General features: G+C 36.0%; 21 protein-coding genes. 8 read left to right on the plus strand and 13 right to left on the minus strand.

Going from position 1 to position 20184, the window contains the following annotated elements:
* Nucleotides 1-217 precede the first annotated feature (217 nt).
* Nucleotides 218-508 carry a hypothetical protein gene (locus tag B2145_RS10625; protein ID WP_291102025.1) on the plus strand — a complete coding sequence of 97 codons (291 nt, stop codon included), beginning with the start codon at nucleotides 218-220 and terminating at the stop codon, nucleotides 506-508.
* Nucleotides 509-584: 76 nt separating this feature from the next.
* A complete protein-coding gene (rlmB, locus tag B2145_RS10630; RefSeq protein WP_291102026.1) occupies nucleotides 585-1352 on the plus strand; it encodes a 23S rRNA (guanosine(2251)-2'-O)-methyltransferase RlmB in 768 nt (255 codons plus the stop codon).
* 54 nt (nucleotides 1353-1406) lie between these two features.
* On the opposite strand, the gene B2145_RS10635 is transcribed toward rlmB, so the two are convergent.
* Nucleotides 1407-2177 carry a rhomboid family intramembrane serine protease gene (locus B2145_RS10635; RefSeq protein WP_291102027.1) on the minus strand — a complete coding sequence of 257 codons (771 nt, stop codon included), beginning with the start codon at nucleotides 2175-2177 and terminating at the stop codon, nucleotides 1407-1409.
* Nucleotides 2178-2379: 202 nt separating this feature from the next.
* Here B2145_RS10635 and B2145_RS10640 point away from each other — a divergent pair, with 202 nt between their 5' ends.
* Complete coding sequence (locus B2145_RS10640; RefSeq protein ID WP_291102029.1) at nucleotides 2380-3657, plus strand: replication-associated recombination protein A; 1278 nt, start codon at nucleotides 2380-2382, stop codon at nucleotides 3655-3657.
* Between the two features lie 41 nt (nucleotides 3658-3698).
* Here the strand turns inward: B2145_RS10640 and B2145_RS10645 are convergent, their stop codons facing one another.
* Genes B2145_RS10645 through B2145_RS10670 form a run of 6 tightly spaced genes read right to left on the minus strand, consistent with a single transcriptional unit; the run spans nucleotide 3699 to nucleotide 8368 of the window.
* The gene (locus tag B2145_RS10645; RefSeq protein ID WP_291102031.1) at nucleotides 3699-4457 is read right to left on the minus strand and encodes a hypothetical protein; all 759 of its coding nucleotides are present in this window, start codon (nucleotides 4455-4457) and stop codon (nucleotides 3699-3701) included.
* Between the two features lie 3 nt (nucleotides 4458-4460).
* Entirely contained in the window at nucleotides 4461-5156 is a 696-nt protein-coding gene (locus B2145_RS10650) for a YjjG family noncanonical pyrimidine nucleotidase (protein WP_291102033.1), read from the minus strand.
* Between the two features lies 1 nt (nucleotide 5157).
* Nucleotides 5158-5850, minus strand: coding sequence for a RadC family protein (gene radC, locus B2145_RS10655; protein ID WP_291102062.1), 693 nt, complete (start codon nucleotides 5848-5850; stop codon nucleotides 5158-5160).
* Nucleotides 5851-5870: 20 nt separating this feature from the next.
* Nucleotides 5871-6329, minus strand: a complete 459-nt coding sequence (locus B2145_RS10660) for a GNAT family N-acetyltransferase (RefSeq protein WP_291102035.1) — start codon at nucleotides 6327-6329, stop codon at nucleotides 5871-5873.
* A 12-nt stretch (nucleotides 6330-6341) separates the two neighbouring features.
* Nucleotides 6342-7697: a UDP-N-acetylmuramate--L-alanine ligase gene (locus B2145_RS10665; protein ID WP_291102037.1), complete on the minus strand. Its 1356-nt coding sequence runs from the start codon at nucleotides 7695-7697 to the stop codon at nucleotides 6342-6344.
* A gap of 5 nt (nucleotides 7698-7702) precedes the next feature.
* A complete protein-coding gene (locus B2145_RS10670; protein WP_349677730.1) occupies nucleotides 7703-8368 on the minus strand; it encodes a tetratricopeptide repeat protein in 666 nt (221 codons plus the stop codon).
* A 146-nt stretch (nucleotides 8369-8514) separates the two neighbouring features.
* Between B2145_RS10670 and B2145_RS10675 the strand changes: the two genes are divergently transcribed.
* Entirely contained in the window at nucleotides 8515-9330 is an 816-nt protein-coding gene (locus tag B2145_RS10675; RefSeq protein WP_291102041.1) for a UDP-2,3-diacylglucosamine diphosphatase, read from the plus strand.
* A 59-nt stretch (nucleotides 9331-9389) separates the two neighbouring features.
* On the plus strand, nucleotides 9390-10382 hold the full coding sequence (locus B2145_RS10680) for a glycosyltransferase family protein (protein ID WP_291102044.1): 993 nt from the start codon (nucleotides 9390-9392) through the stop codon (nucleotides 10380-10382).
* Nucleotides 10383-10454: 72 nt separating this feature from the next.
* Here the strand turns inward: B2145_RS10680 and obgE are convergent, their stop codons facing one another.
* The 4 genes from obgE to hpt form a co-directional block, all read right to left on the minus strand.
* Nucleotides 10455-11456 carry a GTPase ObgE gene (gene obgE, locus B2145_RS10685; RefSeq protein WP_291102046.1) on the minus strand — a complete coding sequence of 334 codons (1002 nt, stop codon included), beginning with the start codon at nucleotides 11454-11456 and terminating at the stop codon, nucleotides 10455-10457.
* A 117-nt stretch (nucleotides 11457-11573) separates the two neighbouring features.
* On the minus strand, nucleotides 11574-12797 hold the full coding sequence (locus B2145_RS10690) for a hemolysin family protein (RefSeq protein ID WP_414654624.1): 1224 nt from the start codon (nucleotides 12795-12797) through the stop codon (nucleotides 11574-11576).
* A 121-nt stretch (nucleotides 12798-12918) separates the two neighbouring features.
* Complete coding sequence (locus B2145_RS10695; protein ID WP_291102050.1) at nucleotides 12919-13491, minus strand: adenylate kinase; 573 nt, start codon at nucleotides 13489-13491, stop codon at nucleotides 12919-12921.
* A 28-nt stretch (nucleotides 13492-13519) separates the two neighbouring features.
* Nucleotides 13520-14050 carry a hypoxanthine phosphoribosyltransferase gene (hpt, locus tag B2145_RS10700; protein WP_291102052.1) on the minus strand — a complete coding sequence of 177 codons (531 nt, stop codon included), beginning with the start codon at nucleotides 14048-14050 and terminating at the stop codon, nucleotides 13520-13522.
* Between the two features lie 258 nt (nucleotides 14051-14308).
* Here hpt and B2145_RS10705 point away from each other — a divergent pair, with 258 nt between their 5' ends.
* On the plus strand, nucleotides 14309-15460 hold the full coding sequence (locus B2145_RS10705) for a 5-(carboxyamino)imidazole ribonucleotide synthase (RefSeq protein ID WP_291102054.1): 1152 nt from the start codon (nucleotides 14309-14311) through the stop codon (nucleotides 15458-15460).
* Between the two features lie 103 nt (nucleotides 15461-15563).
* On the plus strand, nucleotides 15564-16046 hold the full coding sequence (gene purE, locus B2145_RS10710) for a 5-(carboxyamino)imidazole ribonucleotide mutase (RefSeq protein WP_291102056.1): 483 nt from the start codon (nucleotides 15564-15566) through the stop codon (nucleotides 16044-16046).
* 352 nt (nucleotides 16047-16398) lie between these two features.
* On the opposite strand, the gene B2145_RS10715 is transcribed toward purE, so the two are convergent.
* Complete coding sequence (locus B2145_RS10715) at nucleotides 16399-16968, minus strand: hypothetical protein (RefSeq protein ID WP_291102057.1); 570 nt, start codon at nucleotides 16966-16968, stop codon at nucleotides 16399-16401.
* A gap of 349 nt (nucleotides 16969-17317) precedes the next feature.
* On the opposite strand from B2145_RS10715, the gene B2145_RS10720 reads away from it, so the two are divergent.
* Nucleotides 17318-19345 carry a M3 family metallopeptidase gene (locus B2145_RS10720; protein ID WP_291102059.1) on the plus strand — a complete coding sequence of 676 codons (2028 nt, stop codon included), beginning with the start codon at nucleotides 17318-17320 and terminating at the stop codon, nucleotides 19343-19345.
* Between the two features lie 57 nt (nucleotides 19346-19402).
* On the opposite strand, the gene B2145_RS10725 is transcribed toward B2145_RS10720, so the two are convergent.
* On the minus strand, nucleotides 19403-20068 hold the full coding sequence (locus B2145_RS10725; protein WP_291102060.1) for a PEGA domain-containing protein: 666 nt from the start codon (nucleotides 20066-20068) through the stop codon (nucleotides 19403-19405).
* Nucleotides 20069-20184: the final 116 nt, after the last annotated feature.

Raw genomic sequence — 20184 nt, forward strand, 5'->3', positions numbered from 1 at the left:
TCCATATTTGTCCAGTTTTTTTATGGAAAAAGAACATCTAATATTCGAAATAAGAGCAATAATTGAAGTAATACAAGCAGGCAAAATTATGGCAAAGAAAAAAATGATAATCATAAAAAGGAATAATTGTCATAATTTTTTAAAATCGAAAAAAGCTATAATTAATGCATAGTTTTATATCTTTGATAAATAATTTGTTTCATTAAGACAAAACAAAATGAGTACTACCGAAATAAAACTTTACGATTTTTTTAGAAAAGATTTAAAACTCGATGACAATAGAGCGAAAATTTTTACAGAGATTTTATATGAAAGTATAGAAAGTAATGCTGCAAGAATTAACACTAAATACAAAAGCGAGTTACAATCCGATTTGCAAAAAATGGAAATGCAATTAAGGGCCGAAATAAAAGACACCAAAACCGATATGATAAAATGGTTTTTTGCTTTTTTTGTTACATTAGTTTTAATGATTTTAGGATTATACGCAACAATATTACTGAAATAAAATCACACCAAATAATAAGTAACCGCTCTAAATTTGAGCGGTTTTTTTATACAAACTTTTTCTTTAACTTTGCGCCATGGAAAAAGAACATCTAATATTCGGAATACGAGCCATTATAGAGGCAATACAAGCAGGAAAGGAAGTCGATAAAGTCTTTATACAAAAAGAAATATCCAGCGAATTGATGAAAGATTTGATGAAAGTGATGAAACGTGCCAACGTGAATTTTTCTTATGTTCCAGTAGAAAAACTAAATAGATTAACGCCAAACAACCACCAAGGTGCCGTGGCCTCCATTTCGCCAATAGGTTTCATTGACTTAGAGCATTTAGTCGATGCAACCGTTGAATCCGGAAAAGTACCTTTGTTTTTAATTCTGGACCAAATCTCGGATGCGCGAAATTTTGGTGCCATCATCAGAACCGCCGAATGCACGGGTGTAAACGGAATTATCGTTCAAAAAGCAGGTTCGGCTCCCGTAAATGGCGATACGGTAAAAACTTCTGCCGGTGCAGTATTTAATGTGCCCATCTGCAAAGTGGAACATATTAAAGATGCCATTTTCTACCTTCAAGGTTCCGGTATAAAAACCGTTGCAGCTACCGAAAAAACAGACCAAAATATTTATGATGTTGATTTAAAGGAACCCGTTGCCATCATTATGGGATCTGAGGATAGAGGAATAAACCCTTCGGTTCTTAAAATCGTGGATGAAAAAGCAAAACTTCCTATGTTTGGAACAATAGGTTCACTGAATGTTTCCGTGGCTTGCGGTGCTTTTTTATATGAAGCGGTTAGACAGAGAATCCCATCCCCAGCCCTTCCCGAAGGGAAGGGAGTTTAGATGGAAAGAGATAAAATATTATAGACGAAAAGATAATAGATATTTGAAAATGAATCAAGACTCCGGTGTTGATTCATTTTTTTCATTTTCGACAATCTCATAATTAACAGGGAATCCAGATGAATAATAGGGAGGAAATTCATCTTCAAGTTCTACTTTTGGAATATTGACAAAATCCCCATTTTCGTCAAAACGCTGCATAAATTTGTCTTCTTGTGGATTAAAATCAGGGTGTTCCCAATCGTATTTGATAATTTTCTTATATTCAGGCGTTTTATAAATCAAAGAAAGAACAAAACCCGTAATCAATCCAGCCAAATGTCCTTCCCAAGAAATTTTTTCTTCCACTTTTGGAAAAATATACCAAACCAAACCTCCATAAACAACCACCACCGTCAGCGACAAGGCAACCAAACGGTAATACTTGGTTTGAATTCCTTTGAAAAAAATAAAGCTGACCAAAACATAGATTAAACCACTGGCTCCGATATGATAATTTTCGCGGCCAATTACCCAAGTCATTAATCCAGAAAGTAATATTCCATAGCCGATAACCGCCATAGATTGTCTGGAATAAAAATAGCGCAAAGCGGCCAACAAAATCAATAAGGGAATCGAATTATTATACAAATGATCAATATCAGCGTGGATAAAAGGGCTAAAAAAAATACCTTGTAAACCTGAAAACGTCCTTGGATAAATCCCGTTTTTGTCAAAATCAAAACCAAACCGAATTTCCAGCCAATACACAAACCACAGAAACCACACGGAGAAAAGTGGAAGTGCCAGTACTGAATTGCTGTATTTGAAATGATTATCGTTCATTTTGGGTTTTAGGTATTGGGTCAGCAAATACAAATCAAAAATTTAACCAAAAGCAAGTTAATGCTATTTTGTCATATTCAGAAAAAGAGAATAGAAAAAAGATGATAGAGAATAGACGGACTAGCTTCAAAAAAAGCAGTAATTTTACCAAAGTTATTTTTGATTGAAGATTAACGAATTTAGATTTCAGATTTAAAAAACAATGGAAGCACCTTTAGCAGAACGCATACGACCACAAAAACTAGAAGATTATATCAGTCAATCCCATTTAGTCGGGCCAAGTGGTTCATTGACGCAACAAATCGCAAAAGGAATAATTCCATCATTAATTTTTTGGGGACCGCCAGGAACGGGAAAAACGACATTGGCACAGATTATTGCCCAAGAATCAAAGAGGCCTTTTTATATTTTGAGCGCCATCAATTCGGGAGTAAAAGACATTCGTGACGTGATTGAAAAAGCCAAACAAAGTGGCGGACTTTTCACCACAAAAAACCCGATTCTTTTTATAGACGAGATTCATCGTTTCAGCAAATCGCAACAAGATTCTTTATTAGGGGCTGTAGAAAAAGGTTGGATAACCTTGATTGGCGCCACGACAGAAAATCCAAGTTTCGAAGTAATTCCCGCTTTGTTGTCGCGTTGCCAAGTATATGTTTTGAATGCTTTTACCAAAGATGATTTAGAAACAATATTGCACCGTGCTTTGAAAACCGACACTTTTTTAGCCTCTAAAAACATAAAACTAACAGAAACAGAAGCTTTATTGAGACTTTCGGGTGGCGATGGACGCAAACTATTAAATATTTTCGAATTGGTCGTAAACGCTTCCGATGAAGACGAAATTGAAATCACAAACGACAGAGTCTTTGAACTTGTGCAGCAAAATACGGTTTTGTATGACAAAAGTGGAGAACAACATTATGATATTGTTTCGGCATTTATAAAATCGATTCGAGGTAGTGATCCTAATGGCGCGGTTTATTGGCTTGCACGAATGATTGAAGGTGGCGAAGACGTTAAATTCATAGCACGCCGAATGCTAATTTTGTCCAGCGAAGATATTGGAAATGCGAATCCGACCGCTTTTATAATGGCTAATAATACTTTTCAGGCAGTTGCAACAATTGGTTATCCAGAAAGCAGAATTATTTTGAGCCAATGTGCGATTTACCTAGCGACTTCCCCAAAAAGCAATGCTTCCTATTTGGCCATTGGAAACGCGCAACAATTGGTGAAACAAACCGGTGATTTGCCCGTTCCCATCCATTTGCGCAATGCTCCAACAAAATTAATGAAGGAACTCGGCTATGGCGATGAATACAAATATTCGCACGATTTTGCCAATAATTTTGCTGAACAGGAATTTTTACCCGATGCTATTTCCGAAACGTTGCTTTACAATCCCGGAAATAATTCCAGGGAAAATAGCACACGGGAATTTCTTAAAAACCGGTGGAAAAGCAAGTACGGCTATTAGTGTCCAGTATTCGTGGACAGTCATCAGTTGGCAACTGCACTCTAAAATTTAACCTCGACTTTTTCTGAAATCAACTGATCGTTTTGATAATATTCAAAAAACCACTGATTGTCTTTAGCAACTAGAACACCTTGAACACTCCCTTTTGTTGCCATAAAACTGGCAGGATTAGATGTTTTATACACTTTCATAACTACTTTTGGCTCGCTGTCAATCAATTGATAGCCATACGCTGTTGGTTGGGCGTATAACAAATCATCACTTTTGTTTTCAGAAATTTTAGACTCGCTTACCTCTTTTTTTGTCGTTACACTTGGAACCGCTGCAACAGTAATCGATTGCAAAACTGGCACTGATTTTATATCCGTACTCGTCTTTCCGCTGTATTTATAGTTCAAGGCGTAAACAGATTGAAAAGCTTCATTCAATGCCTCAATATAGGAAACCTGAAAATCTTTTTCTCTACTTTTTCCAAAACCAGATTGAAAAACAATAGTTCCATAGCAATCTTTTAGAGTAATAAAAAGTTTTGTTATCAAAAATGCATTTTCCTTTTGTACATCAACATATAACATATTGCATCTATCACTCAATTCCTTTGGGATTGATTCATTGCTGTAAAAAGCTGTAAAACCGGCTTTTTCCAAATTGAATTTAGTCAAAGTCTGTAGTCGGTATTGATTTTCAGTTTTAAGAAAATCATATTTCACGGGAATAATTACCGCTTTATAATCATTTACCGATTGCGAGAAACAGTAGCTCGCAATAAATAGCATCAGGAATAGGAATCGTGTTTTCATAATTTATAAATAATTTTTAAGTTCTAATAAATGGTTTACTTGTTTGATATTATCAGCCACTCGCGCATTACTTTCATTGAATAAAATGGCGTCAAGTCCAGCATCTAGCGCCCCTTGAACATCGGAATCGATGCAGTCGCCTATCATAATGCTGTTTTCTTTTTTAGCTTTGGCTAAATTTAAAGCATATTCAAAAATAATGGAATTTGGTTTTTTTACTCCCGCCATTTCAGAATTGGTTATGCTTTTAAAATAATGCGTAATATAGGAATTATTCAATTTGTTTTCTTGAATTTCTGCAAAACCATTGGTAATAATATGCAAATTATATTTGGGCTTTAAATAGTCCAAAATTTCAATTGTTCCTTCAAATAAATGGTTGTATTTTGGTAAATAATAAAGGTATTGCTCCGACAAAAATATAATTGTAAGATCGTCAATAACGAATTCCAACAAGTCAAAGGTATCTTTTAATCTACCAAAGCGCAGTTCTTTCTGGGTGATTTCGTCTTTTCGATATCTTTCCCAATATTCTCTGTTTATCGGCACATAAAACTTAAGGAAGTCGGTCATATTTACTGATATCTCCTGTATTTTAAAAACGTTTTCAAATGCCAAAGCTGAGTTCTTTTCAAAATCCCAAAGTGTGTGATCCAAATCAAAAAAGACGTCAGTTATATTTATATTCGTTGTTTTCATTTTAAAAAATTCCATCATCATTAAAACTATAAAATCCATTTTCGGCAATAATGATATGGTCCAGCACATTAATGTCCAAGTTTTGACCTGCCGCTTTTAGTTTTTTTGTAATTTGTTTGTCGGCTTCGCTAGGCATCAAAGTGCCCGAAGGATGGTTATGGCAAAGTATTAAACCCGTTGCTCCCATTTCGAGAGCGGCTTTAAAAACCAATCGCACATCGACCAAAGTTCCCGTGATTCCGCCTTTGCCCAATTGCGATTTTGAAAGCACTTTATTTGAATTATTCAAATACAAAACCCAAAATTCCTCGTGTGGCAACTCACCAATTATGGGCTGCATAATTTCGAAAATCATTTTGCTGGAAGTGATTTTCTTCAATTCGACCGCATCTTCTACCCTTCTTCGTCTTCCCAATTCCATTGCGGCAATAATCGAAATGGCTTTGGCCTCTCCTATTCCCTTGAAATTCATCAACTGCTGGATGGACAATTTTCCCAAAGCATTCAAGTTGTTGTCGACACTTGCCAAAATCCTTTTGCTCAATCCCACCGCTGATTCATTTCGACTTCCGGAACCAATCAAAATGGCAATCAATTCGGCATCGCTCAAAACACTTTTGCCTTTTAGCATCAGCTTTTCGCGAGGTTTGTCGTCTTCGGACCAATTCGTTATCGGGAAATTATTTTGTTCCAAGTTTAAAATTATTAATAAAACTAAATTTTCTTTTTCATACAAATACTACCTTTTAGACCAACATAAGGTTCGTAATTATCAATGATGGAATAGCCCACTTTTTGATACAATCCGATGGCTTCTTTTTGTTTGTGCAAAGTTTCCAAAACAGCCGTAGAATATCCGAATTCCCTTGCCCAAAGCTCCAGTTCTTGCAATGTTTTCTGGGCAAGACCCAATCCTCGAGCTTCTGGAGAAACAAACATACGCTTTATTTCTATCGTATTCGCATCCTTTTTTTTAAAACATCCACACGCAACTGCTTTATTATCAAGATAAATAACCACAACGTTTGGATTAATTTCCAAAATGTTATTTTGCCAATAATCTTGTTTTTCCTCTGGATAACGTTCCCACAAACTCTTGTCTAAAGCCGCAACGAGATTGATGAAATCTTTGTTTTCGCTGGTGGTTTTGGTGATTCTTATTTTATCATTCATATCATTTCCAAATTATTTAATCAACTCCTTAACCTCATCAAAATTCAATCCACCGTAATTCCCTGAACTCATCAATAACAATGCGGAATTTTCGAAATTGAGATTGAAAAGATAATCCTTAAAATCTTTTGGATTCGTATAAATAATCAAATCTTTTCGGTTGAAGGCGCTGGAGATTTGTTCATACGTCACTTCCTCGAGTTGCTTGATTTTTACTGCATCCGGCGAATAGAAAACCACGGCAACATCGGCGTATTCAAGTGCTCCTTCGTATTCTTTCAGGAATTCGGCATTCAAACTGCTGTACGTATGCAATTCTAAACACGCCACCAAAGTCCGATTTGGATATTGCTCTTTCACGGCTTTTGTTGTCGCAGCCACTTTACTTGGCGAATGGGCGAAATCTTTGTAAGCAACTTTGGTTTTGCTTTCGGCAATTTTTTCCAAGCGTTTAGAGGCTCCTTTGAAACTGGCAATGGCTTCATAAAAATCAGCTTCATCGACACCCATACTTTGACAAATCCATTTGGCTCCAGCCAGATTATTCAAGTTATGCGCTCCAAAAACTTCGATTGGCATTGCGCCTTCCGGAGTTTCCAGCAACGTAACTCCGTCTTTCACTTCGTATTTTGGCGTTGTATAAGGTATTTTTCGGATAGGATTTGTGGCGGCTTCGGCGATGCGGCGTACTTCTGGGTCTTCTTCGTTATAAACCAGGATTCCGCCATTGGTGATTTTACCAATAAAAATTTCGAACTGTTCCACATAGAAATTGTATGTTGGAAAAACATTGATATGATCCCAAGCAATGCCGGAAATCAGTGCAATATTGGGCTGATACAAATGAAATTTTGGTCTTCTGTCTATTGGCGAAGACAAATATTCATCGCCTTCAAGAACAATAAAATCATTTTCTTCGGTGAGGTGAACCATCGTTTCAAACCCTTCAAGTTGTGCTCCCACCATATAATCGACTTCGATATTATGATAATGCATCACGTGCAAAATCATCGAAGTAATGGTGGTTTTTCCGTGGGAACCGCCGATGACCACGCGGGTTTTATTTTTGGATTGTTCGTACAGAAATTCTGGATAGGAATAAATTTTCAATCCTAATTCTTGTGCTTTTAATAACTCCGGATTATCGGCTTTGGCGTGCATTCCGAGAATTACCGCTTCGATATCAGAGGTGATTTTTTCGGGAAACCAACCTAATGCTGTCGGCAAAATTCCTTTTTTCTCCAAGCGGGTTTTTGATGGTTCAAAGATAGCATCGTCGCTTCCCGTGACTTGATATCCTTTGTTGTGTAGCGCCAAGGCGAGATTGTGCATCGCACTTCCGCCAATAGCGATAAAATGAGTTCTCATATATTTTATAATTTAATTTTTGCCGCTTTTTCAGGCTGATTCATTTTGTTTTTGTACAAATTGGCCAGCATTTGAGAACCCGTTTTTGTGCTTCCCGCTGCAATTGCTTTTTTATATTGCTCTTCTGCCGAGGCATATCTTTCGAAATATTCATCAATTTGACCTTTGGACAAATAGCCGTCAACTGGTGATAATTTCAATAATTCATCGGAATATCTTATCGCTTTTGTTTCGCTGCCACCCACGATTCCGGGAAGTTTCATATAGAACATAACTAATGCCCAACGCGCCTCGATATGTTTTGGATTGAGTGCTATTGCTTTTTCGAATGATTTTTTTATGTCACCAATCATTCCAAATGCCGTGAATTTATTGACTTCCTTGGCTTTCATTCCCATAGCTCCGCCATATTTGTAATAATAATTGGCTTCAGATGGTTTCAATTGTTTTAATTTTTGGTAATAGCCAATGGCTCTATCCCAAAATTTATTGTGAGCTGCAATGTCGCCCAAATATTCAATAGTCTTTAGATTGGATGGGCTTTCTCTCAGTAAATTTTCAAAAATGGGCTGGGCTTGTTCGTATTTTCCTTCTCGGAATAATTTCTCCCCTTTATCAAAATCAGCTTGAGAAAAAATTAGTATTGGGAATAATAAGAATAGGAATGTCATTTGTTTCATCTTCCAAAAATAAAGAATTTTTAAAAGAATTGATCCATTTTTTTTAGCTTAAAACAACCCAAATAATCATAAAAGATATAATAACACAAAAAAGACATTATAATAACATTGGGCGGTTAGTTTTGCTAAAACTAATTATGAAAAGAAAACGAAAAATTCCTTTAGTTGTATTGAGCGATGTACATTTGGGAACCTACGGTTGTCATGCCAAAGAACTACTTCAGTATCTTAAATCCATTCAACCTAAAACTTTGGTTTTAAACGGAGATATTATTGATATGTGGAGTTTTAGCAAACGTTATTTCCCTGCTGCCCACATGGATGTTTTAAGACAAATAATAAAAATGTCGAATCTGGGAACTCGCGTTATCTATATTACAGGAAATCATGATGAAGCTTTGAGAAAATATTCCGATTTCATTCTAGGAAACTTTGAATTAGTCGATAAATTAATTTTGGAATTGGATGGCAAAAAAACCTGGATTTTCCATGGCGACGTGTTTGATTCTTCTACACAAGGATACGCAAAAATACTGGCAAAATTGGGAGGAAAAGGCTACGACCTATTGATATTGTTGAATAGTTTAACCAATTGGGTATTGGTGACTTTAGGAAAAGAGAAACGAAGTTTTTCTAAAATGATTAAAGACAGCGTAAAAAAAGCGGTTTCATTTGTCTCGAATTTTGAAACCACTGCTGCCGAAATTGCCATCCAAAAAAAATACAGTTACGTGGTTTGCGGACACATTCACAAACCCCAGATGAAGGAAGTTGAAAACGAGCACGGAAAAGTTCTGTATTTAAACAGTGGAGACTGGGTTGAAAACCTTACTGCTTTGGAATATAAAAAAGAAAAATGGAAGATTTACCAATATAAAAAATCCGACTATTTACACCACGAAAACAAAGAAGATAAAATCATTGATGACATTGTCGCAAAAATTTTATTCTGAAAAAGGGTGCTATTTCAACAAAATGGCTTTCGATTAACCCAACTAATGACTAACAACAAATGAAAATATTTTACGCCATACAAGCTACAGGTAATGGTCACATAAGTAGAGCCATGCAATTATACCCTTATTTACAAAAATTTGGCTCCGTAGATTTTTTCCTGAGCGGAAACAATGCCAGTTTAAATATTGATTTGCCCGTAAAATTTAAAAGTGAAGGTTGCAGTTTGCATTATAGCAAATGTGGCGGATTGGATTATTGGGATATTGCCAAGAATATTCAACCCATCCAGATGTATAAGGATGCCAAGTCATTGCCTTTAAAAAATTATGATGTGGTTATCAATGATTTTGATTCTATTACTTCGCTGGCGTGCAAAATGCAAAAAGTGCATTCGGTACAATTTGGACATCAAGCCAGTTTTGTTTCGGATGCTGCTCCAAGACCAGAAAAAAAGAGCATTATGGGCGAAATGATTCTCAAACATTATGCACCTTCCCCAAAGCATATTGGATTGCACTTTGAAAAATATGATTCCTTTATTCTTCCTCCAATCATCAAAGATGAAATCGTTCAGGCCGAACCAAAAAATTTGAAACACATCACGGTTTATCTGCCTTCTTTTCAAAAGGATTGTTTAGAAAAGGCATTCAATAAACTACCGGAACAGGACTTTCACTGGTTTTTGAATGATGTAAAATCCAAACACACCATTGGCAACATTACCTATTATCCCGTAAATCAAAATGATTTCAATGAAAGTCTAATCAACTGCCACGGGATTATTACCGGCGGCGGATTTGAAACACCGGCAGAAGCTTTGTATCTCGAAAAAAAAATACTCAGCATTCCAATACGAAAGCACTATGAACAGGAATGCAATGCTGCAGCGTTAAAAAAAATGGGGGTTCCCGTTGTTTATGAAGTTGGCGACAATTTTGACGAAATTATAGAAAACTGGCTCAATACGGCAACACAGAACCCAACTATGCAAGCCAACAATATACCTGAAACCTTGGAATTATTGTTTGACACTTATAACAGCAACTAATCAAAATAAAGCACAAACAAAAAAGGGTTTCTATTGCTAGAACCCTTTTTTAATATAAAAAAATATTGATTTTTAGTCATTCAACATTTTCCACAATTTGTCTTTCAATTCTGTCAGACCTTGTTGGCTAACCGAAGAAATAAATAGATACGGAATGTCTTTGAATGCTGCGTCTAATTCTACTTTCAACTCCGCTTTGAGCTCGTCGTCCAGCATATCGCATTTTGAAATCACCAATAAACGCTCTTTGTCAAGCATCTCGGGATTGTATTTTGTCAACTCGTTTACCAAGATGTCGTATTCTGCCTTGATGTCTGGCGAATCAACGGGAACTAAAAACAACAATGTTGAATTACGCTCAATGTGACGCAAGAAATAATGTCCCAATCCTTTCCCCTCGGCTGCTCCTTCGATAATTCCGGGAATATCGGCGATGACAAAGGATTGAAAATCACGATACGCCACGATGCCAAGATTGGGCTTTAAAGTGGTAAACGGATAATCGGCAATTTTGGGTTTAGCAGAAGTCAAAACCGACAATAAAGTTGATTTTCCTGCATTAGGAAAACCTACCAAACCTACATCAGCCAGAACTTTTAATTCTAAAATAACGTCCATTTCTACTCCAGGTAAACCTGGCTGGGAATATCTTGGCGTTTGATTGGTCGAACTTCTAAAATGCCAGTTTCCAAGTCCTCCTTTTCCTCCACGAGAAAGGATTTGTTTCTCTCCATCTTCGGTGATTTCAAATAAAGTTTCTCCTGTCTCTTTGTCTTTGACAACCGTTCCCAGAGGAACTTCGATGAATTTATCTTCACCATCGGCTCCAGTACTTCTGTCGCCACCTCCATCTCCACCGTGACCAGCTTTGATATGTCGGGCAAACTTAAGGTGAAATAAGGTCCAAAGTCCTTTGTTTCCAACCAAATAAACGTGTCCTCCACGACCTCCATCACCTCCATCAGGCCCACCTTTTTCGATAAACTTCTCTCTATGCAAATGCGTTGACCCTTTTCCCCCTTTTCCGGAAGAAACATATATTTTTACGTAATCTACAAAATTCCCTTCAGTCATTTTAATTTTAGATTTTAGATTTTAGATTTCAGATTTCAGATTTCAGATTTCATTAAAAACTACTTGGTTTAGTTTAAACTGTACCCGACAACTGCAATCTGCTAACTGCCGTCTATTTTATTTTTTTAATGCTTTCACCATCACCTTATCAATTTTCGCACCATCCATATCGATGACTTCCAACTCAAATTTATGCCAGATTAATTTCTCCCCCTGTTTTGGAATATGAGAAAGTTCTGTCATTATTAACCCACTCAAAGTGGTTACTTCGTAATCATTGATTAATTCATCCAATTCAAAATAGGTTAAGAAATCATGTAACGAATAATGCCCGTCAACCAACCATGTTCCATCTTCTCTTTCAACCAATTTAAAATCTTCTTTATAAAAATCAGAAGCATCACCAACCAAAGCCTCCAAAATATCATTCAAGGTAATAATTCCTTGAAAAACACCATATTCATCAGAAACAAATGCATAATGAATTCCCGATTTCTTAAATTTTTCCAATGCTTTGTAAGCAGTGGTATGTTCCATCATAAAGGGTGCTTCGGTCATAATATCGGCCAAATTGAAACTGTCATTTTCAAAATGGGCAAAAATATTTTTCAGATTGACAACCCCAACAATATCATCATAATTTTCACCATAAACAGGATAAATAGAATGCAATTCTTTGAGCATAAATTCCCTGACTTGACTCTTATTCGAATGCAAGGGCAATAATATCACCGATTTTCGATGCGTCATCAAAGAATTTATTTTTCGGTCTCCAATGTGAAAAACACGCTCCACGATATCTTGCTCTATCTCCTGGACTTCACCAACTTCAGTTCCTTCCTTGATAATTGCCTTAATTTCTTCCTCAGTAACTTTTCCGTCAGCCGTGGGTTTAATTTTTAAGATATCCAATAAAAAATCAGTCGAGATAGTCAACAGCCAAATAAATGGTGCTGTTATAATTGAAACCATTTTCATGGGGACAGCGACTGCTTTTGCAATGGACTCCGGATGATTCAAACCAATTCTTTTGGGCAATAACTCGCCCAAAACCATCGAGAAAAAAGTCAAAATCAAAACAACTATTGCTACCGCAATTGTATGGGCAAATGGCTTTAGAATTTCAAATGCGCCTATAAAAGTCTCAACGTTCAATGTTATTTTTTCCCCACTATAAATACCGGTAAGTATCCCGATGAGTGTAATTCCAATTTGAACAGTCGATAAAAATTTATTTGGAGAATTAGCCAAATCCAATGCCGTTTGAGCATTTTTGTTGCCTTTTTTTGCGGCGCTTTCCAATCTACTTTTCCGTGCCGAAATCAGCGCAATTTCTGACATAGAAAAAACACCATTCAAGAGAATTAAAAAAAATATTATTAGAATTTCCATTTTTTTATTTAGAAGATTATAAGGCTATGAGATTAGATTTTACATTTAACTAAACTCACAACCTCATAAACTAGAGTTTTTCAATCACTGTGCTTAATCTTTCCGTGATTTCAGCAATTGATCCAATCCCGTTTACAGGATAAAATTTATTTTGTTTATTATAATACTCCATCAAAGGAGCTGTTTTTTCATTGTATTCCTGGTAACGATTTCTGATTTTTTCTTCGTCTTGATCGTCCACTCTTCCGCTGGTTTTACCTCTTTCCAGCAGGCGTTGAATCAGAATTTCGTCATCTGCTTCCAATGCAATTGTTGCTGTAACTTCCCAATTTTTAGTTGCCAGAAACGCATCCAAAGCTTCGGCCTGTGCCAAAGTTCTAGGAAAACCATCAAACAAAAAACCTTTTGTGTCAGGGTTTTTCTCAACGGCATCTTGCAACATTTTGATAGTTACCCCGTCAGGAACTAAGTCGCCTTTATCCATATAGCTTTGGGCTAATTTCCCCAAATCAGTTTCGTTTTTGATATTAAATCTAAAAATATCTCCCGTCGAAAGATGAATCAAATTGTATTTTCCTTTCAAAAATTCTGCCTGAGTTCCTTTTCCTGCGCCTGGTTTCCCAAATAAAACAATGTTAATCATTTTTGTAGTATAAGTTGTGTGAGTTGTGTTATTCGCTTAGTTGATATATTTCGGGTAAATTTCTACCCAATCCATCGTAGTCCAGTCCAAAACCTACGATAAATTTATTTGGGATTCTAATCCCAACATAATCTATTTTGATGTCTTTTTTATACGCTTCCGGCTTAAAAAACAACGTGGCAATCTTGAAATGCTTCACATTTTGTTTCTTGAACAATTCTTTTAAAGCTACCAAAGTATTTCCGGTATCAACGATATCTTCAATGACAACAACCGTGCGACCCGACAAATCCTGGTCTAAACCAATTAATTGTTTCACTTCATTTGTTGAAGAAGTTCCTTCGTAGGAAGCCATCTTGACGAAACAAACTTCGCAGGGTTTTTTATAATGTTTCATAAAATCTGAAACTACCATAAAAGCGCCGTTCAAAACACCCACAAACACGGGGATTTCATCGGCAAAATCATCTTCTACCAATGCAGCTATTTTTGCAATGGCAAAATCTATTTCTTGAGCAGAAATAAATGGAACAAATTGTTTATCGTGGAGTTGTATCACTTTTTTCAGTATTAAAATAATTAGCAAAGATACTGAATTCTATACATTTAAAAAAAATGAATTTTGTCTTAAAAATAAATTTTAAACTTCAGAAAAAAACAGCACTAGACCTCAAATAAATAAAGTGCAGAATGCTTCTTTTATTCTGAATAGTTCCGAACTAGAGGGAAATTTGGAGAGTATGAAATAATTCATAATTTGTAAATTATGAATTGATAATTATTAATTGATAAGTATCTTTGCACAAACAACATTACAATGAACTATTTTTCTTCCGATTTTAAATTGGGGATTCTCGGCGGCGGACAACTTGGCAAAATGCTATTGTTTGACACCCGAAAATTCGACATTCAAACCTACGTTCTCGATCCGAGCGACGAAGCGCCTTGCAAAATCGCCTGTAACCAATTCTTCAAAGGGGATTTAATGGATTTCGAAACCGTTTATAATTTCGGAAAACAAGTCGATGTATTGACTTTTGAAATCGAACTCGTCAATCTCGAGGCATTGGAAAAATTGGAAAGCGAAGGATTGAAAGTTTATCCTTCGCCAAAAACCTTAAAACTCATCCAAAACAAAGGCATTCAAAAAGATTTTTATGCTAAAAATAACATTCCAACATCTGATTATAAAAGGTTTGATAGTTTAAAAAATTTGGTGATTCAAATTATCGACTCCAATTTAAAATTTCCCTTTGTATGGAAATGCACGCAATTTGGTTATGACGGAACCGGCGTGAAAATTATCAGAAAAATTGAAGATTTAGATGATTTACCTAACGTAGAATGCATTGCTGAAGAAATGGTTCCTTTCAAAAATGAATTGGCAGTTATCGTCTGTCGCAATCCATCGGGCGAAATTAAAACCTATCCAGTCGTCGAAATGGAATTTCATCCCGAGGCCAACCAAGTGGAATACGTAATTTGTCCGGCAAGAATTGACGATGTTGTTGCCGATAAAGCAAGAGCAATTGCACTGAATGTTTCCGAAAAATTCAACCATGTTGGGCTTTTGGCAGTCGAAATGTTCCAAACTGAAGAAGATGAAATTCTGGTAAATGAAGTCGCTCCTCGCCCACATAATTCCGGTCATTACAGTATTGAAGCGAGTTATACTTCGCAGTTTGAAAACCATTTGCGAGCGATTCTCGATTTACCTTTAGGAAATACGGATAGTAAAGTTGCCGGAATTATGGTGAATTTGGTTGGCGAAGAAGGATTTTCGGGCGACGTAATTTATAAAAATATTGAAAAAATATTGTCTTGGGATGGTGTAACACCTCACATCTACGGAAAAAAGCAGACACGCCCTTTTCGAAAAATGGGACATGTTACAATAACAAATAAAGACATCAAAGTAGCAAGGAAAATTGCCCAAGACGTGAAGAATACGATAAGAGTAATTTCTTAAAATTAAAAAATTCAATGATTTAAAGATTCAAAAATTATTGCGTAAATAATCCATACGTAGAAATTTTTTAATCTTTAAATATTTTAATCTTTAAATATAAAATATGAAAGTAGCTGTAATAATGGGAAGCATATCCGATATGCCAGTCATGCAGGAAGCCATAGAAATCTTAAAAGGTTTTGACATAGAAATAGAAGTCGACATTGTTTCGGCACACAGAACGCCCGAAAAATTATTCGATTTCAGCAAAAACGCCCACACCCGTGGCATTTCGGTAATTATTGCCGGTGCTGGCGGAGCGGCACATTTGCCGGGAATGGTTGCTTCCATGTCTCCATTGCCCGTGATTGGTGTTCCCATAAAATCAAGTAATTCCATAGATGGTTGGGATAGCATTTTGTCTATTTTGCAAATGCCGGGCGGCGTTCCAGTGGCGACAGTAGCATTAAACGGCGCTAAAAATGCCGGAATTTTGGCTGCCCAGATCATTGGAAGCCAGAACAAAAGTGTTTTAGATAAAATAATATTGTATAAAACAGGATTGAAAGAAGCGGTTAATATTGCCTCAAAAAGTCTCAATCAATAAAAAAAAGCTCCATAACCGAGTTTTTTTTATTGATTTTATATCATTGTCGTCCGATGAAAAAAATTAAAACCGAATAATGCTTTTATTGATGGGACTTATAAAACATATCGCCCCGCTGGGGCTTATTATTTGGGTAGCAATTTTTCTACAAACATTCCGTCCCGATGGGACTAAAATAGCTCCGTTAGGAGCGAAATGTTTGTAGAATGAATAGTTATTCATTGATTAAAGCCCCATCGGGGCGATATGTATATTTTTTTAAAATTTAATCGGACAACAATGATTTTATATTCAATCAAGCTCTGATTTACTGTTGGCTCTCCCTACAATAGCGATTGGGAATAAAAATTAATTAATTTTTTTGAGATTTTTGATTAGCTACTTCAATAACTAATAATCCTATCTTTTTGTTGAGCCCCATAATAGGATTATAAATCTTTAAAACATCATCTTCTCTAACAACAGTTAAACTGTCTGTTTGATAAATTTTTTGTATGTCTATTTTTTGCCCCTCCTCCTTTTTATTGGTAGACAGCACAACCATGGCATTATCAGTATTAATAAGCTGTATTTTTTTAACATTGGGATCTTTAATAAAAGACAGAAAAAATTGATCAACTTGTTCGTTGTTATTCCGCAACATTTCACTGCGAATCGCCCAAGAAAAAACTTTTGAAGTCAATTTGTAATTAGCCACTTTTAAACTATCCATTTTTGATTCATAGTTGTCAATTAGTTCCTTTTGCTGTTTTGCAAATTGTCTTTTCAATTGGTAGTTTTTAAAAGTTCCCCAAGAAAAAACTCCTAAGATGACCAAAACCAGAATAACCGAAACTTTATGATTTAAAAGAAACGAGCTAACTTTATTTTCTTTCTTAGCTTTAGAAAGAGATTTTTTCTCCGATGTAGTATTATTTTCCATTTTTCAAATTTTTAATATCCAGTTAAGTTACTGCTTTTTTTTGACATACACAAAAATTTCGATTGTGCCACTATCGTTTCTAAAGCCCCAAATACCTAAAAAAATTCAGATTCTTCTACTTCCATATTCCCAAAGCATTTGCAATGTCTTTTTACAGTACCAATTATAAATAACTTCGAACAAATTAGTTTTAAAATATTAACAATTCGATCCCATTAAACCTCAACGTATACTTTTTAGCTTTGATCCCTTTACTAAAATTTACACCCCATTTTAAAATGCCTTTTTTTTAATCCTTACCTTTGTGCCATTAATAAACAGAAAACTATTTTTTATAAAACATACACCAATGAGCGTCTTAACACACCATTTCAATACCAAATATAATACCGCCCCTTTTTCGAAAATCAAAAACGAAGATTTTCTTCCCGCTTTTCAAAGAGGAATCGAATTGGCCAAAAACGAAATCGATGCAATTGTTCGTAACCCAATCAAACCCACTTTCGAAAACACAATTGAAGCTTTGGCTTTCAGTGGCAATATTTTGGACAGGATTTCAAGCATCTTTTTTAACTTGAATTCGGCGGAAACAAGTGACGAAATCCAGAAAATAGCGCAGGAAGTTTCCCCTTTATTGTCGGAATTCGGGAATGATGTTCGCCTCAATGCTGATTTGTTTGCAAGAGTAAAATCAGTTTATGAGCAAAGAGAAAACTTGAAACTCAACCCGGAACAAACTACACTTTTAGACAAAAAATACAAAAGTTTTGCTAGAAACGGAGCTAATTTATCGGATGATAAAAAGACTATTTTACGCGAAATCGACAAAGAATTATCGAAGTTGAGTTTGCAGTTTGGCGAAAATGTTTTGGCCGAAACCCACGCTTTCGAATTGCATATAACAGATAAGAAGGAATTGTCCGGTTTGCCGGAAGGAACTCGAGAAGCGGCTCGTTCTTTGGCTAAAAGCCAAGATAAAAAAGGTTGGATTTTTACCTTGGATCACCCGAGTTATATTCCGTTTGTGACCTATGCCGACAATCGCGAATTGCGCAAAAAAATGGCGATTGCTTTTGGCGCCAGAGCTTTTCAGAACAATGAATTTGACAATCAGGAAATCGTCCTGAAAATTGCTAAACTTCGATTTGACAGAGCGCAAGTTTTGGGTTATAAAACCCATTCTCATTTTGTTCTCGAAGAACGAATGGCAGAAAATCCAGAAAAAGTAATCTCTTTTTCGAACGATTTATTGGCCAAAGCCAAACCGGCAGCCTACAACGAATTTGCCCAATTATCAGCTTTCGCCAAAGGTTTGCACGGCATTGAACAACTCGAAAAATGGGACGGCGCTTATTATTCAGAGAAACTGAAACAGCAATTATTCAATTTGGATGACGAAATATTAAAACCGTATTTCCAATTGGAGAAAGTTTTGGACGGTGCTTTCGCCGTGGCGCAAAAATTATACGGAATCACATTCGAAGAGATTTTCGAGATTGACAAATACCACGAAGACGTAAAAACTTATGAAGTGAAAGACGAAGATGACCAATTAGTTGCGGTTTTCTACGCCGATTTCTTTCCGAGAAAAGGCAAACGAAACGGCGCTTGGATGACGTCTTTCAAATCTCAATATGTAAAAAAAGGAATTAACGAAAGACCGCATATTTCCAACGTTTGCAATTTCACCAAACCAACAGAAACCAAACCTTCGCTTTTGACATTTAACGAAGTGACGACCTTGTTTCACGAATTCGGTCACGCTTTGCATGGGATGTTAGCCAACACGGTGTATCCAAATTTGTCAGGAACATCAGTTTATTGGGATTTTGTGGAATTGCCAAGCCAGATTATGGAAAACTGGTGTTACGAACCGGAAGCCTTGGCATTGTTTGCCTATCATTACGAAACCGGCGAAATGATTCCGATGGAATTAGTTCACAAAATCAAGGAAAGCGCCAGTTTTCAGGAAGGAATGGCAACGATGCGCCAATTGAGTTTTGGATTATTGGATATGGGTTGGCACGCACAAGATCCGTCAAATATCAAGGATATCAAAACATTTGAAATCGAACAATTTGCAGCTACGCAATTGTATCCTGACGTGGCAGCAAACGCAATGAGTACTGCTTTCTCCCATATTTTTCAAGGCGGTTATTCTTCTGGATATTACAGCTACAAATGGGCGGAAGTCTTGGATGCCGATGCTTTTGAATATTTTCAGGAAAAAGGAATTTTCAACAAGGAAGTGGCGGCAAAATTCAAGGAAAACGTGCTTTCAAAAGGCGGAACCGAACACCCGATGATTTTGTACAAACGATTCAGGGGTCAAGAACCAAAACCCGAAGCTTTGTTGAGGAGAGCGGGATTGTTATAATATTTCAAAAAAAATGTGCTTCATTGAAGAAGCACATTTTTTATAATTTAAATTCCCTCATTTCTTCGCCAAACGAGTAGAAAAATCAGAAATCACATTTTTATATTTTCTTAAAATTCTATCCCAATCTCTAAACTGCTCGTCAGCTTTAACACTTGTTCCACTGGCTCCAGAATATTCGCTATTGAGTTTTACCTTAAAAGTTAAAGGATCAGACTTTGCGAGTTTAATAATTAATCTTGTTCTAATTGTATTTTGCTGAAATGACTGGACACTCCAAGCCGTTCTTAAATAGGATGTCTCTTTGTCACTCACCTCTATAGCATCAAAATAATCGGTCACTATCTGTGTGGTCAGTCTCCAAGCGTCCAGCATATTCAAATCTTTGTTAACTTCTATTTCAAAATCAACATTAGCTTGATCCGTTTTTACTGAAGCCTCTTCGGCATCATCTTTTTTCATTTCAAAATATATGCTTTTTGGCGCTTCAGGACCTGCTTTTTTTCCGCATACCGTTGCCTCATAATTTAAGAAACCCGGCTTTGCCACTTTTACTTTATAACATTCTTTACTTTCCATTTTCAATTTATAATTTCCAGAACCTACATTTTGTCCATTAATAACAATACTTGCATCGGTCTCGGAAGCGCTAATTTTTACAGTTTGTGCATTAAGCAAAAAACTAACAAATAAAACAACTAAAACAATAATTTTTGATTTCATAACCTGAATTCGATTAATATTATAAGTCACAAATTTGCATAAAAAAAAGAATAGTTGTATATTTAAAGCTCTGAATTTCAAATATTTAAACAACTATTCCTCTTATGATTAATTTT

The sequence above is a fragment of the Flavobacterium sp. UBA5153 genome, assembly GCA_002413745.1.
In the GTDB taxonomy this organism is placed as follows: domain Bacteria; phylum Bacteroidota; class Bacteroidia; order Flavobacteriales; family Flavobacteriaceae; genus Flavobacterium.